Genomic DNA, 14,129 nt, shown 5'->3' with positions numbered 1-14,129 from the left:
AGAGCACCGTGGCCGCCGACAAGATCGACACCATCGTCAGCCTGAGCAAGCGCCGTGGCTTCGTCTACCCGTGCAGCGAGATCTACGGTGGCCAGCGCGCCGCCTGGGACTACGGACCGCTGGGTGTCGAACTCAAGGAGAACATCAAGCGCCAGTGGTGGCGCGCGATGGTCACCTCGCGCGAGGACGTCGTCGGTATCGACTCCTCCGTGATCCTCGCTCCCGAGGTCTGGGTCGCCTCCGGCCACGTCGCCACCTTCTCCGACCCGCTGACCGAGTGCACCGCCTGCCACAAGCGCCACCGCGCCGACCACCTCGAAGAGGCGTACGAGGCCAAGCACAGCCGCCTCCCGGCGAACGGCCTCGCCGACATCAACTGCCCCAACTGCGGCGTCAAGGGCCAGTTCACCGAGCCCAAGCAGTTCTCCGGCATGCTCGAGACCCACCTCGGCCCCACCCAGGACACCGGCTCCAAGGCCTTCCTGCGCCCCGAGACCGCCCAGGGCATCTTCACCAACTTCGCCCAGGTCCAGCAGACCTCCCGGAAGAAGCCGCCCTTCGGCATCGCCCAGATGGGCAAGTCCTTCCGTAACGAGATCACGCCCGGCAACTTCATCTTCCGCACCCGCGAGTTCGAGCAGATGGAGATGGAGTTCTTCGTCAAGCCCGGCGAGGACGAGCAGTGGCACGAGTACTGGATGGAGCAGCGCTGGAGCTGGTACCGCGACCTCGGCATCCGCGAGGAGAACATCCGCTGGTACGAGCACCCCAAGGAGAAGCTCTCCCACTACTCCAAGCGCACCGCCGACATCGAGTACCGCTTCAACTTCGGCGGCAATGAGTTCTCCGAGCTCGAGGGCGTGGCCAACCGCACCGACTTCGACCTCAAGGCCCACTCCGAGGCCTCCGGCCAGGACCTGGCGTACTACGACCAGGAGGCCGGCGAGCGCTACACCCCGTACGTCATCGAGCCCGCGGCCGGCGTCAACCGCGCCATGCTCGCCTTCATGCTCGACGCGTACACCGAGGACGAGGCCCCCAACGCCAAGGGCGTCATGGAGAAGCGCACCGTCATGCGCCTCGACCCCCGCCTCGCCCCCGTCAAGGTCGCCGTCCTGCCGCTGTCCCGCAACCCGCAGCTCTCCCCGAAGGCCAAGGGCCTCGCCGCGGACCTGCGCAAGCACTGGAACATCGAGTTCGACGACGCCGGCGCCATCGGCCGCCGCTACCGCCGCCAGGACGAGATCGGCACCCCCTTCTGCGTCACCGTCGACTTCGACACCCTCGACGACGACGCCGTGACCGTGCGCGAGCGCGACACGATGAAGCAGGAGCGCGTCTCCCTCGACCAGATCCAGTCCTACCTCGGCGGCCGCCTCCTCGGCTGCTGACCCCGAGCGCCCCGGGCGACGGACACGACCGAGGCCCCTGGCCCCCGCACAGCGGGAACCAGGGGCCTCGGCCTTTTCTCAGCGGGCGCGCAGACCGCGCAGCAACAGCTCACACACCGCCCGGAACTCGTCGTCGATCTCCGGCCGCTCCCACTGCGGCGCATACACCGGATCATGGAAACGGGCCGTCGCGTCGAACACCGCCCGCGCAGCCACCAACGGATCCTGCGGCGCGAACTGACCCGACCGCACACCCTCCCCGACGATCGCGGCGAGCTGGCCGATCAGGACGAGCAGATGCTCGTCCACCACCCCGCTCGCCTCCTGGATCAGCACCCCGTACGTCGCGAACAGCTCGGGATCGTCCCCCGCCTTGTGCCGCTTCGCCTCGAAGAGCACCGCCAGCCACTGCCGCAGCTTCTCCTCGGCGGACTTGGCCGGCTCCTCACTGAGCTCCCCGAGCAACTCCTCGGTCCTGCCCAGCCAACGCGCCGTGACCGCCTCGCGCAGCGCCGCCTTCGTACGGAAGTGCCGGTACACGCTGCCATGGCTGACGCCCAGCGCCCGCGCCACATCGACGACGGTCGCCTTGGACGGGCCATAGCGGCGCAACACGTCCTCAGTGGCTTCGAGGATGCGCTCGGGGGTCAAGATCTCTGGCGACGGCGACATGCGATAGACCGTACCGGCTCACCGCTCACTGTCGAGGTGAGCCATCTGAGCCTGTGGATAACGTTCCCCGGCGGCCGCACCCACCGGCACCGCGGCCTCGATGGCGACCAGGTCAGCCGCGTCGAGCGAGACGTCCAGCGCACCGAGCGCCTCCGCCAGCCGGTCCCGCCGCCGTGCGCCCACCAGCGGCACGATGTCCTCGCCCCGGGACAGCACCCAGGCGATCGCGATCTGCGCCACCGAGGCGCCCTTCGCCTCGGCGATCTCGCGCAGCTGCTCGACCAGATTCAGATTGTGGTGGAGGTTGTCGCCCTGGAACCGCGGGCTCATGCCCCGGAAGTCACCCGGTGCCAGCTCCCGGTCGCGGGTGAAGTGGCCGCTGATGAGACCCCGGGACAGGACCCCGTACGCCGTGACGCCGATGCCGAGCTCACGGGCGGCCGGCAGGATCTCGTCCTCGATGCCGCGGGAGATCAGCGAGTACTCGATCTGAAGATCCGCGATCGGCGCCACCGCGGCCGCCCGGCGCAGGGTCGCCGCGCCCACCTCCGAAAGACCGATGTGCCGGACGTGCCCGGCCTCGACCAGCTCGGCGATGGCCCCGACCGTCTCCTCGATCGGTACATCCGGGTCCACGCGGGCGATCCGGTAGACGTCGATGTGGTCGGTGCCGAGGCGCTGGAGGGAGTACGCGGCGAAGTTCTTGACCGCTTCCGGCCGGCCGTCGTAGCCGGTGAACCCGCCCTCGACCGTGCGCAACGCGCCGAACTTCACGCTGGTCAGCGCCTGGGCGCGGAGCGCGGCGGGGGCGGTGCGCAGAGCTTCGTTGATCAGCAGCTCGTTGTGGCCCATGCCGTAGAAGTCGCCGGTGTCGAGGAGCGTGACGCCCGCGTCGAGAGCCGCGTGGAGGGTGGCGATCGACTCGGTGCGATCGCTGGCCCCGTAGAGAGCGGACATGCCCATGCAGCCGAGGCCGAGGGGGAAGACGGCGGGGCCGGTGGCGCCGAGGGGGCGGGGGCGGATGGCGTGAGTGTTCATGTCTTCGAGAGTGGCATGACAGCTGACAGATTTCAATATCTGTCAGCTGTCATCTGTCACGCCGTATGATCCACTCGATCCGAAGGGGGAGTGCACGGTGGCGAAGAGCGGCGGGAACAGCGGCGGGAACAACAGGCACAACAGGCACAAGAGCCGCCCGGACGGGCCACCCGAGCAGAAGGAAGGTTTCTGCGAGAACGCGTGCGACCTGACGATGCACCCCTGCTGCTGCGGCGGTGTATGGGCGCAGTCGGCCCTGCTGCTCCCCCTGCTCCGGTCGTCGGCCCCGCTCGTCGCGGGAGACGATCCCGCCGCGCCGCGCCCCTCCGGCCGGCTGGCCTCCGCGATGTACCGGTCCGTACGCCGCTACCGCGTCGCGATCAGCCCGACCCGCCCCGCATGCTGCCCGTACACCCCGACCTGCTCCACCTACGCCGTGAAGGCGCTCCACCGGCACGGCGCGCTCCGAGGCGGCGGCCTGATCCTGGCCCGGCTGCTGCGCTGCCGCCCCGCCGCGGCCCGGCGCCGCGGCTACCGTGACCCGGTTCCACCGCGCCCGTAAAAACCGGGTGCCTCGGGCACGTTTTCCGGTGTAGCGTCACCGGCATGTATGCGTTCTTCCAGATCTACGAGTGAGAGTGCGGCGGGCCGAGCGTCCCGCCCCCCACCGACGATTCCCGGATCACATCTCACCCCGAATGGGAGAACCCCATGGCCAAGAGCCGTAACAACCTGCTGGGCGTAGGCGGCCAGCGCCGCAAGCTGTCCCGCGCGGACCAGCAGGCCAATGACCCGTCGCGCAACGCCGACCGCAAGGCGGCCGCCGACCAGAAGCAGGAACTCCTCCGCAAGATGCGCGAACGCGCCCAGTCCGAGCCGCAGCCGACGGCCGACGCCCAGGGCGCCGAGGACTGACACCTGAGACGACGATGTGGCCCCGGGGATATGCCCCCGGGGCCACATCTGTTTCGTCTGCTCAGTCGTCCTGCGCGGGAGGCGGCTCGAACGCGGCCGTGTCGAGCTTGCAGTCGAACGGCGCCGGAATGTGCAGCTTGGCGCCGAAGGGCGGCGTGAGTCGCGATGCGTAGCCCATCTCGGACGGGTCCCAGAAGACGGTCGTGTCCTCCCTCTGCATGTCGATCAGGAGGTACACGGGCACTCCCGCCCGGCCGTAGACGGGCGCCTTGTCGCCCCAGTCCGCGTCCCGGGTGGACGTCGAGGTCAGCTCACAGACGAAGGAGAGCGCCTCCCCGTCGATGTAGTGGGCTTCGGTGCGGAAGGCGGATGCTGCCGCGGCGTAGACGTCCGGGCCGTACGCCCGTTCCTCCTGCGGGAACGTGAAGAGGAACGGGGCGACGGACATGGTGTGATCTGCCGGCCGATGGCGCTCCAGCTGGCTGACCACGGAACGCATGACGGGCCGGTAGAAGCCACTCGGCCACGGCGACATGACGATGTTCCCCCCGACGATTTCCGCCCGGTAGCCGTCGGGCACCTCCATGGTCAACAGAGTCCGGCACAGTGCCTCGAAGCGCGCCGAGCCGGCCGGAACATCTACTCTCTGCGGTCGCCCAGGCGTCGGCGTCATGCCGCTCCCTCCTCGGTTCACGGGCCAGAAGGCCACGCGTCATCACGCGCGCACGCAGCGTAGCGACCCCCACTGACAACCGCCCCCGCTCGATAGTGCGCGGAACTAACGATCTCTGTTGTGCGCGACAATGAGTGGATGACCGCGTTCTCTCCTCTCGCCATCGGGCCGCACGTCGTGCAGCCGCCGGTCGTGCTCGCGCCGATGGCCGGTATCACCAACGCTCCCTTCCGCACCCTCTGCCGTGAGTTCAGCGGCGGCAAGGGGCTGTTCGTCAGCGAGATGATCACGACGCGGGCGTTGGTCGAGCGCAACGAGAAGACCATGCAGCTGATCCACTTCGACGAGACGGAGAAGCCTCGGTCGATCCAGCTGTACGGCGTCGACCCGGTCACCGTCGGCAAGGCCGTGCGGATGATCGTCGAGGAGGATCTCGCCGATCACATCGACCTGAACTTCGGCTGCCCCGTGCCGAAGGTGACCCGCAAGGGCGGCGGGTCCGCGCTGCCGTACAAGCGGCATCTGCTGCGGGCGATCCTGCGGGAGGCGGTCACCGGGGCCGGGGATCTGCCGGTCACCATGAAGATGCGCAAGGGCATCGACGACGACCACATCACCTACCTCGACGCCGGACGGATCGCCGTCGAGGAGGGCGTCACCGCCATCGCCCTGCACGGCCGGACTGCGGCGCAGCACTACGGCGGTACGGCGGACTGGGACGCGATCGCGCGGCTCAGGGAGCATGTGCCGGAGATCCCCGTCCTCGGCAACGGCGACATCTGGTCCGCGGACGACGCGCTGCGGATGATGCGGGAGACCGGCTGCGACGGTGTGGTCGTGGGGCGCGGGTGCCTGGGGCGGCCGTGGCTGTTCGGGGACCTGGTGGCGGGGTTCGAGGGCACGGGGGAGTACGCGCAGCCGGGGCTGCGGGAGGTCGCGGAGGTGATGGTCCGCCACGCCCAGCTGCTCGGTGAGTGGATCGGCGACGAGGCGCGGGGCGTCATCGACTTCCGTAAGCACGTGGCCTGGTACCTGAAGGGCTTCTCGGTCGGTTCGGAGATGCGTAAGCGGCTCGCGGTCACCTCGTCGCTGGACGAGCTGCGCGGCCTGCTGGACGAGCTGGATCTGGACCAGCCGTGGCCGGTGGGCGCCGACGGTCCGCGGGGGCGTACGTCCGGGAACAACCGGGTTGTCCTGCCGGATGGCTGGCTGAAGGACCCGTACGACTGTGCTCAGGTGAGCGCGGACGCGGAACTGGACACCTCTGGCGGCTGATCCGGGCGAGTCCGAAGGCCAGTCCAGGGGCTCAGGACCGGTCCTCGGCGGGGTCCGGATGCTGGATTTTCGGCTTCGGAAGAGCGTGATTCTCGCCACCCCTGATAGGGGAGGCGCTCAGATGAGCGTTCTGGACGCGGTTGCATTTCTCAAAGGGTGGCACGGAGTGCCACCCTTTCTGCGTTCAAGACTTGAACGCAAGTGCTCGATCATCCGCTCATCCGAGCGCCCAGTCTCTGGTTTGAGTCAAGCGGACTTCGAGGGATGAAGGAGTTGACCACCCGTTCCCTACCCCCTAGTCACTTTCGATCTGCTGGCGGACGGGTGGTTAAGGCCGTATGACGGGTAGGCGTACATACCCAGGCGCCTTCGATCTGGGTATGTTCCTCGCCGTCAGGGCAGCCACCGAGTCCTCGAGGAGTCGAGACCCGTGTCGGAAAACAAAGATCAGAAGTTCGTGTACGACTTCACCGAGGGCAACAAGGACCTGAAGGACCTGCTCGGTGGCAAGGGCGCGAACCTCGCCGAGATGACCAACCTCGGTCTGCCGGTTCCCCCCGGCTTCACCATCACCACCGAGGCCTGCAAGGTCTACCTGGAGAGCGGCTCCGAGCCCGCCGCACTGCGCGACGAGGTCAGCGCCCATCTGGACGCCCTCGAGCAGCAGATGGGCAAGAAGCTCGGCCAGGCCGACAACCCGCTCCTCGTCTCGGTCCGCTCCGGTGCCAAGTTCTCCATGCCGGGCATGATGGACACCGTCCTCAACATCGGCCTCTCCGACGAGTCGGTCACCGGACTCGCCACCCAGGCCGGCGACGAGCGTTTCGCGTGGGACTCGTACCGTCGCCTCATCCAGATGTTCGGCAAGACGGTCCTCGGCGTCGACGGCGAGCTCTTCGAGGACGCCCTGGAGGAGGCCAAGCAGGCCAAGGGCGTCACGGTCGACACCGACCTGGAGGCCGGCGACCTCAAGAAGATCGTCAAGCACTTCAAGAAGATCGTCGCCCGCGAGGCCGGCCGGGACTTCCCGCAGGACCCGCGTGAGCAGATGGACCTCGCCATCAAGGCCGTGTTCGACTCCTGGAACACCGACCGCGCCAAGCTCTACCGCCGCCAGGAGCGCATCCCCGGCGACCTCGGCACCGCGGTCAACGTGTGCTCCATGGTCTTCGGCAACCTCGGCCCCGACTCCGGCACCGGTGTCGCCTTCACCCGCGACCCCGCCTCCGGCCACCAGGGCGTCTACGGCGACTACCTGCAGAACGCGCAGGGCGAGGACGTCGTCGCCGGTATCCGCAACACCGTGCCGCTGGCCGACCTCGAGTCGATCGACAAGAAGTCGTACGACCAGCTCATGACGATCATGGAGACGCTGGAGACCCACTACAAGGATCTCTGCGACATCGAGTTCACCATCGAGCGCGGCCAGCTCTGGATGCTCCAGACCCGGGTCGGCAAGCGCACCGCCGGTGCCGCCTTCCGGATCGCCACCCAGCTCGTGGACCAGGGCCTGATCGACGAGGCCGAGGCCCTCCAGCGGGTCAACGGCGCCCAGCTCGCGCAGCTGATGTTCCCGCGCTTCGACGAGAACGCGAAGACCGAGCTGCTCGGCCGGGGCATCGCCGCCTCGCCGGGTGCCGCCGTCGGCAAGGCCGTCTTCGACTCGTACACCGCCGTCAAGTGGTCGCGTTCGGGCGAGAAGGTCATCCTGATCCGCCGCGAGACCAACCCCGACGACCTCGACGGCATGATCGCCGCCGAGGGCATCCTGACCTCGCGCGGCGGCAAGACCTCGCACGCCGCCGTCGTCGCCCGCGGCATGGGCAAGACCTGTGTCTGCGGGGCCGAGGAGCTCGAGGTCGACACCAAGCGCCGCCGGATGACCGTCAACGGCACGGTCATCGAGGAGGGCGACGTCGTCTCCATCGACGGCTCCACCGGCAAGGTGTACCTCGGTGAGGTGCCCGTCGTGCCGTCGCCGGTCGTCGAGTACTTCGAGGGCCGGATGCACGCCGGCGCCGACGACGCCGACGAGCTGGTCCAGGCCGTCCACCGGATCATGGCCTACGCGGACCGGGTACGCCGGCTGCGCGTACGGGCCAACGCCGACAACGCCGAGGACGCGCTGCGCGCCCGCCGCTTCGGTGCCCAGGGCATCGGCCTGTGCCGCACCGAGCACATGTTCCTCGGTGAGCGCCGCGAGATGGTCGAGCGGCTGATCCTCGCCGACACCGACGAGGAGCGCTCGGCCGCCCTGGAGCAGCTGCTGCCGCTGCAGAAGAAGGACTTCGTCGAGCTCTTCGAGGCGATGGACGGGCTGCCCGTCACGGTCCGGCTGCTCGACCCGCCGCTGCACGAGTTCCTGCCCGACATCACCGAGCTGTCGGTGCGCGTCGCGCTCGCCGAGTCCCGCAAGGACCACAACGAGAACGACCTGCGGTTGCTCCAGGCCGTGCACCGGCTGCACGAGCAGAACCCGATGCTGGGTCTGCGCGGTGTGCGGCTCGGTCTGGTCATCCCCGGCCTGTTCGCCATGCAGGTCCGGGCGATCGCCGAGGCTGCGGCCGAGCGCATGAACGCCAAGGGCGACCCGCGCGCCGAGATCATGATCCCGCTCGTGGGCACCGTCCAGGAGCTGGAGATCGTCCGCGACGAGGCCGACCAGGTCATCGCCGAGGTCGAGGCCGCCACCGGATTCGACCTCAAGCTGACCATCGGCACGATGATCGAGCTGCCGCGGGCCGCGCTCACGGCCGGTCAGATCGCCGAGGCCGCGCAGTTCTTCTCCTTCGGCACCAACGACCTCACCCAGACGGTGTGGGGCTTCTCCCGGGACGACGTGGAGGCCTCGTTCTTCACCGCGTACCTGGAGAAGGGCATCTTCGGTGTCTCGCCGTTCGAGACCATCGACAAGGACGGCGTCGGCTCGCTCGTACGCAGCGCGGTGGAGGCCGGCCGGGCCACCCGGCCCGACCTGAAGCTGGGCGTCTGCGGTGAGCACGGCGGCGACCCGGAGTCGGTCCACTTCTTCCACGAGGTGGGGCTGGACTACGTCTCCTGCTCGCCGTTCCGGATCCCGGTGGCGCGTCTGGAGGCGGGCCGGGCGGCCGCCACGGCAACCGGTTCGGACAGCCGCTGACCTCAGGGCCACAGGCCACCGCGGCCGCCGTCGGTCATCGCGACCCTCACCGACGGGCGGCGGACGCGGGGTGAGAAAGAGACGGGGCGGGGCACCTTGTGCGGAGGTGTCCCGCCCCGTTGGCATTCGTCCCGGTAAGGAAATGTGAGTTCTTGTGCAGTCGTCCTGTGCGGGTTGTTCAATCCCGGCCGGTTGAATTCTGGCCTGTTGAACACCGGACAATTTGACAGACTATTGACTCCGGCTTGACCCGGAGCCCGGCGGCGAATTTCCGCCATTCGGTTGGCAAATAATGGTGGGGGCGCGGCCGCCGGATCCCCACCCGGCGGCCGCGCCCATTACCGCTGTCGGGCAAGTGAGCCGCAACCTTCGCCGACCGCCGCCGGACGCGCAAAGCCCCCCACGGTCTTCGCAACGTCACCTCGGTCCTGAAGGTTTCCTGCCCGACACGCACAGCTTTTCGGTTTGCCCCGGGTCTCCGCGATGCGTTTCAACTGTGGCTGAAACACCCTGGTAACGTCCTGTGATGCTGTGCATACTCTTCGACGGGGGTGATTGCGGGTGCAACAGTGGGGGTTTCATGCTGCGGATTCATTTCACCGGTGACGACCTTGCCGGGGTGCGGATGGCCGCCCGGCCGGATGTGTTGTGGGAAACGATTCTCAGCTTTCACCGATTGAGAGACCGACGCGGTCCGATGGTCTTCGGGGAATGGCGCTCCGAAACACGTGCCAGGTTGAACGGTGAAACACGACTCCTCGGTGCGCTCGTGCCGAGCCGGGGCTATTTCCCGGACTTTCTGACCCCGCCGCAGGGCATCCTCGGTCTCGACGAGGGCCTTGAGGCGATCCGCGCGACGCCGCCGGCCCGGCTCCACACCGAGCTGGCCCTGCTCGCCTGCGACCGCTCCGGCGGCCGGGTGTTGCCCGCCCCGCTCGCCGCCCTCGCCGAGGGCTGCGAGGAGCAGCTCAGCCGCCTCGTGGGCACCCTGCGCAGCTACCACCGGGCCGCCATCGAACCGCAGTGGCCCTACATCCAGGCGCGGGTGGAGGCCGACCGGGCCGTGCGCGGCCGGGCCGTCCTCGACGGCGGCGCCGACGAACTCCTCGCCACCCTCCCGCCGATGCTGCGCTGGCGGGCGCCCGTCCTGGAGGCCGACTACCCCGTCGACCGCGAGGTGCGGCTCGACGGGCGGGGCCTGCTGCTCCAGCCGTCGTACTTCTGCCGCGGTACGCCGGTGATGTACCGCAACCAGGACCTCCAGCCGGTCCTGGTCTATCCGATCACGCACACGGACGCGCCGGTGTGCAGCGAGCCGGGCGGTACGTCGCTGGGCAAGCTGGTCGGCCACACCCGCTCGGCGGTGCTGCACGCCATCGGCGACGGCAGCACGACAAGCGAACTGGCCCGCCGGGCGGGGGTCTCCCTGGCCTCGGCGAGCCAGCACGCGGGCGTGCTCCGCGACGCCGGCCTGGTGGTGACCCTGCGGCACGGCAATTCGGTGCTGCACACCCTGACGCCGCTGGGCGCCGCCCTCCTCGGGGCGGGCGCCCAGCAGGTCCTGTGTTACGCCCGGAACGGTCCGGTCACCTCGTAGGTGATACCGCCCGAGGAGCTGCCGGTGGTGCCGCGCTGGCTGGAGAAGTACAGCCGCCTGCCGTCGGGCGAGAAGGCCGGGCCGCAGATCTCGGAGCTCGACTGGCCGTTGATCCGCAGGAACGGCGCGACCACGTCGTCCGGCGTGATGACACAGATCTCCATGTTGCCGCCGTCCTCGGCGACGAACAGGTCGCCGGAGGACGAGCCGGTGACGTTGTCCACGCCGGTGAGCGGGGCGGTGCCGACCACGAGCGAGTCGTCGTAGGCGAGTTCATAGGTGCTGTTCGTGAGGTTCAGCTGCCACAGGCGGTTGTCGCCCTTGGTGGTGAACCAGACCTTGTCGTCGGCGTAGTGGCAGCCCTCGCCGCCGTTGAACTTCTTGGCGCCGGAGACCTGGGTGCGGGTCGTGGTGGGGGAGCCGTCCGGGTCGGGCACGTTCTGCCAGGTGAAGGAGCCGGAGGTGGCGGTGCCGGCCACCAGCACCTGGAGGGTGCCGGAGGAGAGGTTGCCCCAGGTGGACGGGACGAAGCGGTAGAAGCAGCCGTCGGACTTGTCCTCGGTCAGGTAGATCACCCTGCGGACCGGGTCGGCGGCGGCGGCCTCGTGGTTGAACCGGCCCATCGCGGCGCGGCGGACCGCCGGGTTCACACCCCACGGGTCGGTCTCGTACACGTACCCGGTGTCGACCTCCTCGCAGGAGAGCCAGGTGTTCCACGGGGTCGCGCCACCGGCGCAGTTGCGGTTGGTGTTGGACAGGATGCGGTACGCCGAGGTGACGGTGCCCGAGGAATTGAACTTGATGGCGCTCGCGCCGCCGGTGCTGGAGATCTCCGAGTTCGACACATAGATCCAGCCGGTGCCGTCGGCGAAGCAGGCACCGCCGTCGGGCGCGTTGTGCCAGGTGTACGAGGTGCCGCTGACCGTCTGGCCGGACCGGGCGATGATCCGGCTGGTGAACCCGCTCGGCAGCTGGATGCCGTTGGCGTTCGCCGCGCCGAGGGGCCCGTAGGGGCCGGGGCCGGGCTGGGCCGGGGCGGCGTAGGCCGCGCCCCGCATCAGCGTGCCGCCGAAGGCGGCGGCAGAGGTGCCGATGACCGCTCCGCGCAGGAAACTGCGTCGCTCCACGTCTCACTCCTGAAAGGGTGGTGATGACCGCCCCGCCGCACGGCCGCGGCGGGGTCGCGCGCTTCCGGAACCTAGGAGTACCGAGTTGACGGTGCAGCAACGAGCGGTGAAGGGGAAGCGTCTGGAGCGGGTCGGGTGCCCGGGGCGCCGGACCGGCGGCTCGGCCGGGAAGCTCAGCCGGAGGATTCCAGCAGCGTCTTCAGGTCCGTGAGGCGCTCGCGCCAGAAGGTCTTGTACGCGGCGACCGCGTCCGCGTCCGGGAGCTTGGTGTGACCGAGGCCGAGCTGCGTCTTCGTGTGGCCCATCGGGGTCAGATAGACCGAGATCCGGCTCGTGCCGCCGTCCCAGTCGGCGGTCAGCGACTTGCCGGGTCGGTGGGTGCGTACGCCCAGGTCGCCGTCGGGGAGCCAGCGGCGGCGCAGGTCCTCGCGGACGAAGGCGTCGATGACCCGGTTCGGCGGCGCGTTCACCGTCTTGCTCGCGCTGACCTGCCAGTCGCCCTGGCTGGACTGGCCGACCTCACGCATCCCGCGTTCCTGCTCGTATCCGACGGTGATCGACTGGGCGTGCCAGCCGCTGACACCGTGGGCGTTCACGAGATGCTGGGCGATCTCCCTGTGGCCCCGGTCCGTGGCACCCCAGGCGTCCAGCTCGGCGAACCAGTCCGCCCAGCCCCGGCCGGTGGCCGCGGTCAGCGCGTCGTCCGACAGCTTCTCGACGATCTTCTTCCCGGAGGCGCTCATGGCGCCGACGGTAGGCCGGGAGCGGGGGCGCTGCAACAGCGGAGCCGACGCCGGCGGAGACGGCACTCCAGAAAAACTTCGCGGATCTTCGCCGCAGCGATGAGTTTCGCTCGGCGCCGCTGTCTACCTTCCCGTAAGCACGAAACACCGACCGCCACAGTGCGAGACCGACACAGGGAAGAGACCGCCACCATGTCCCAGATGATCTTCGTGAACCTGCCGGTGAAGGACCTCGAGGCCTCGAAGGCCTTCTGGGGCAAGCTCGGCTACTCCTTCAACCCGCAGTTCAGCGACGACACCGCCGCCTGCCTGGTCATCAGCGACACGATCTTCGCGATGCTGCTGACCGAGGCCAAGTTCAAGGAGTTCACCAAGCCCGGCAAGGAGATCGCCGACGCGACGCGGACCACCGAGGTCATGGTGGCGCTGAGCGCGGAGAGCCGGGCGAAGGTCGACGAGCTCGCCGACGCCGCCCTGAACGCCGGGGGCACGCCGGCGAAGGAGCCGCTGGACTACGGCACGATGTACGGCCGCTCCTTCACCGACCCCGACGGCCACCACTGGGAGCTCGTCTGGATGGACCCGGCCGCCATCGAAGGCTGATCAGGCGGAACCCGGCCGGTCAGCGGTCCTTGAGACCCTCGTACGTGACGCCGGTGAGCTGCTCGGAGGCGATCCAGAGCCGTTCGCCGGCGACGTCGTCCAGGGTCCATTTCGCCCGCCACGACGGCGCCGGGGCGCCCCGCCACAGCAGGTACTTCGGGCCCGTGAAGGAGTCCGGGCGGACCCCGCGCGCGGTTGCCGCGTACAGCGTCGGCAGCGCGCCCGCCTCCGCGGGCTGGGCGATGATCCGGTTGCCGAGGGCCACGATCCGCTCGGCGCCGCGGCGTCCTTCCATCCGTACGCCCGCGGACTGCAGGTTCGTCGCCGCGTAGCCCGGGTGCGCGGCCGCGGCGACGACGTCCGAGCCGGCGGCCCCAAGGCGGCGGGCCAGCTCGTGGGTGAAGAGCAGATTGGCCGTTTTGGACCGGCCGTAGGCGATCCAGCGCCGGTAGCGGCGCTCGCTGTTGAGGTCGCCCATGTCGAGGTTGGCGAGGGCGTGCAGCCCGCTGGAGACGGTGATCACCCGGGCCCCGGGGGTCGCCAGGAGCCGGGGTGCCAGCAGCCCGGTGAGGGCGAAGTGGCCCAGGTGGTTCACGCCGAACTGCGTCTCGAAGCCGTCGGCGGTCCGGCCGTACGGCAGCGCCATCACCCCCGCGTTGTTGATGAGCAGATCCAGCCGCTCGTACGGGAACGTCTCGGCGAAGCGGCGTACGGAGCCCAGGTCGGCGAGGTCCAGGGCGGCGAGCCGCACCTTCGCCCCCGGTATCTGGCGCCGGATCAGGCCGGCTGCCTCGCTGCCCCGCGCCTCGCTGCGGCAGGCGAGGACCACCGTGGCGCCGCGCCGGGCCAGTTCGCGTGCCGTGACCAGCCCGATGCCGCTGTTGGCTCCGGTGACGACGGCGGTCCGTCCGCTCTGGTCGGGGATGTGGTGCGCGTTCCAGCCGGTCGTGGCCATG

The 14,129-nt window shown here is 69.4% G+C and carries 13 protein-coding genes; 7 read left to right on the top strand and 6 right to left on the bottom strand.

Annotated features, from left to right (window positions below; genetic code table 11):
- The first annotated feature begins 8 nt into the window (after window positions 1-8).
- Window positions 9-1,391: a glycine--tRNA ligase gene (locus tag ACZ7LT_RS03545; RefSeq protein WP_471233635.1), complete on the top strand. Its 1,383-nt coding sequence runs from the start codon at window positions 9-11 to the stop codon at window positions 1,389-1,391.
- Window positions 1,392-1,469: 78 nt separating this feature from the next.
- Here the strand turns inward: ACZ7LT_RS03545 and ACZ7LT_RS03540 are convergent, their stop codons facing one another.
- Entirely contained in the window at window positions 1,470-2,063 is a 594-nt protein-coding gene (locus tag ACZ7LT_RS03540) for a TetR/AcrR family transcriptional regulator (protein ID WP_471233631.1), read from the bottom strand.
- 18 nt (window positions 2,064-2,081) lie between these two features.
- Window positions 2,082-3,101, bottom strand: a complete 1,020-nt coding sequence (locus ACZ7LT_RS03535; protein ID WP_471233628.1) for an aldo/keto reductase — start codon at window positions 3,099-3,101, stop codon at window positions 2,082-2,084.
- Between the two features lie 97 nt (window positions 3,102-3,198).
- Here ACZ7LT_RS03535 and yidD point away from each other — a divergent pair, with 97 nt between their 5' ends.
- Together yidD and ACZ7LT_RS03525 are read left to right on the top strand one after the other, a co-directional pair.
- Window positions 3,199-3,663 carry a membrane protein insertion efficiency factor YidD gene (yidD, locus tag ACZ7LT_RS03530; protein ID WP_471233625.1) on the top strand — a complete coding sequence of 155 codons (465 nt, stop codon included), beginning with the start codon at window positions 3,199-3,201 and terminating at the stop codon, window positions 3,661-3,663.
- A 149-nt stretch (window positions 3,664-3,812) separates the two neighbouring features.
- The gene (locus ACZ7LT_RS03525; protein ID WP_471233622.1) at window positions 3,813-4,016 is read left to right on the top strand and encodes a DUF6243 family protein; all 204 of its coding nucleotides are present in this window, start codon (window positions 3,813-3,815) and stop codon (window positions 4,014-4,016) included.
- A gap of 61 nt (window positions 4,017-4,077) precedes the next feature.
- Here ACZ7LT_RS03525 and ACZ7LT_RS03520 read toward each other — a convergent pair whose 3' ends face one another.
- Window positions 4,078-4,602, bottom strand: coding sequence for a Uma2 family endonuclease (locus ACZ7LT_RS03520; protein WP_471233619.1), 525 nt, complete (start codon window positions 4,600-4,602; stop codon window positions 4,078-4,080).
- A gap of 225 nt (window positions 4,603-4,827) precedes the next feature.
- Between ACZ7LT_RS03520 and dusB the strand changes: the two genes are divergently transcribed.
- The 3 genes from dusB (at window position 4,828) to ACZ7LT_RS03505 (ending at window position 10,700) form a co-directional block, all read left to right on the top strand.
- Window positions 4,828-5,964 (top strand): tRNA dihydrouridine synthase DusB, encoded by a 1,137-nt coding sequence (gene dusB / locus ACZ7LT_RS03515; protein WP_471233615.1) that lies wholly within the window; start codon window positions 4,828-4,830, stop codon window positions 5,962-5,964.
- Between the two features lie 430 nt (window positions 5,965-6,394).
- Window positions 6,395-9,103, top strand: a complete 2,709-nt coding sequence (ppdK, locus tag ACZ7LT_RS03510; RefSeq protein WP_471233613.1) for a pyruvate, phosphate dikinase — start codon at window positions 6,395-6,397, stop codon at window positions 9,101-9,103.
- 580 nt (window positions 9,104-9,683) lie between these two features.
- Window positions 9,684-10,700 carry an ArsR/SmtB family transcription factor gene (locus ACZ7LT_RS03505; protein ID WP_471233610.1) on the top strand — a complete coding sequence of 339 codons (1,017 nt, stop codon included), beginning with the start codon at window positions 9,684-9,686 and terminating at the stop codon, window positions 10,698-10,700.
- On the opposite strand, the gene ACZ7LT_RS03500 is transcribed toward ACZ7LT_RS03505, so the two are convergent.
- Together ACZ7LT_RS03500 and ACZ7LT_RS03495 are read right to left on the bottom strand one after the other, a co-directional pair.
- Window positions 10,670-11,827: an alkaline phosphatase PhoX gene (locus tag ACZ7LT_RS03500; RefSeq protein WP_471233606.1), complete on the bottom strand. Its 1,158-nt coding sequence runs from the start codon at window positions 11,825-11,827 to the stop codon at window positions 10,670-10,672. The two genes, ACZ7LT_RS03505 and ACZ7LT_RS03500, sit on opposite strands and share 31 nt — an antisense overlap.
- A gap of 173 nt (window positions 11,828-12,000) precedes the next feature.
- Window positions 12,001-12,570 (bottom strand): hypothetical protein, encoded by a 570-nt coding sequence (locus tag ACZ7LT_RS03495; protein WP_471233603.1) that lies wholly within the window; start codon window positions 12,568-12,570, stop codon window positions 12,001-12,003.
- Between the two features lie 192 nt (window positions 12,571-12,762).
- On the opposite strand from ACZ7LT_RS03495, the gene ACZ7LT_RS03490 reads away from it, so the two are divergent.
- Window positions 12,763-13,173, top strand: a complete 411-nt coding sequence (locus ACZ7LT_RS03490; RefSeq protein ID WP_471233601.1) for a VOC family protein — start codon at window positions 12,763-12,765, stop codon at window positions 13,171-13,173.
- A 19-nt stretch (window positions 13,174-13,192) separates the two neighbouring features.
- On the opposite strand, the gene ACZ7LT_RS03485 is transcribed toward ACZ7LT_RS03490, so the two are convergent.
- The gene (locus tag ACZ7LT_RS03485) at window positions 13,193-14,128 is read right to left on the bottom strand and encodes an oxidoreductase (RefSeq protein ID WP_471233598.1); all 936 of its coding nucleotides are present in this window, start codon (window positions 14,126-14,128) and stop codon (window positions 13,193-13,195) included.
- Window position 14,129 lies beyond the last annotated feature (1 nt).

It is taken from the genome of Streptomyces sp. NPDC039465, from assembly GCF_055639315.1.
Note: the sequence above shows the minus strand (reverse complement) of the source record. Positions and strands in the feature narration are given on the sequence as shown.

Bases quoted from the DNA above. Each gene is read 5' to 3' on its own strand.
- ACZ7LT_RS03520 (WP_471233619.1), bottom strand. From the start codon at position 4,602: ATGGAGGTGCCCGACGGCTACCGGGCGGAAATCGTCGGGGGGAACATC.
- ACZ7LT_RS03535 (WP_471233628.1), bottom strand. From the start codon at position 3,101: ATGAACACTCACGCCATCCGCCCCCGCCCCCTCGGCGCCACCGGCCCC.
- ACZ7LT_RS03495 (WP_471233603.1), bottom strand. From the start codon at position 12,570: ATGAGCGCCTCCGGGAAGAAGATCGTCGAGAAGCTGTCGGACGACGCG.
- ACZ7LT_RS03485 (WP_471233598.1), bottom strand. From the start codon at position 14,128: ATGGCCACGACCGGCTGGAACGCGCACCACATCCCCGACCAGAGCGGA.
- ACZ7LT_RS03540 (WP_471233631.1), bottom strand. From the start codon at position 2,063: ATGTCGCCGTCGCCAGAGATCTTGACCCCCGAGCGCATCCTCGAAGCC.
- ACZ7LT_RS03505 (WP_471233610.1), top strand. From the start codon at position 9,684: ATGCTGCGGATTCATTTCACCGGTGACGACCTTGCCGGGGTGCGGATG.
- ACZ7LT_RS03490 (WP_471233601.1), top strand. From the start codon at position 12,763: ATGTCCCAGATGATCTTCGTGAACCTGCCGGTGAAGGACCTCGAGGCC.
- dusB (WP_471233615.1), top strand. From the start codon at position 4,828: ATGACCGCGTTCTCTCCTCTCGCCATCGGGCCGCACGTCGTGCAGCCG.
- ACZ7LT_RS03525 (WP_471233622.1), top strand. From the start codon at position 3,813: ATGGCCAAGAGCCGTAACAACCTGCTGGGCGTAGGCGGCCAGCGCCGC.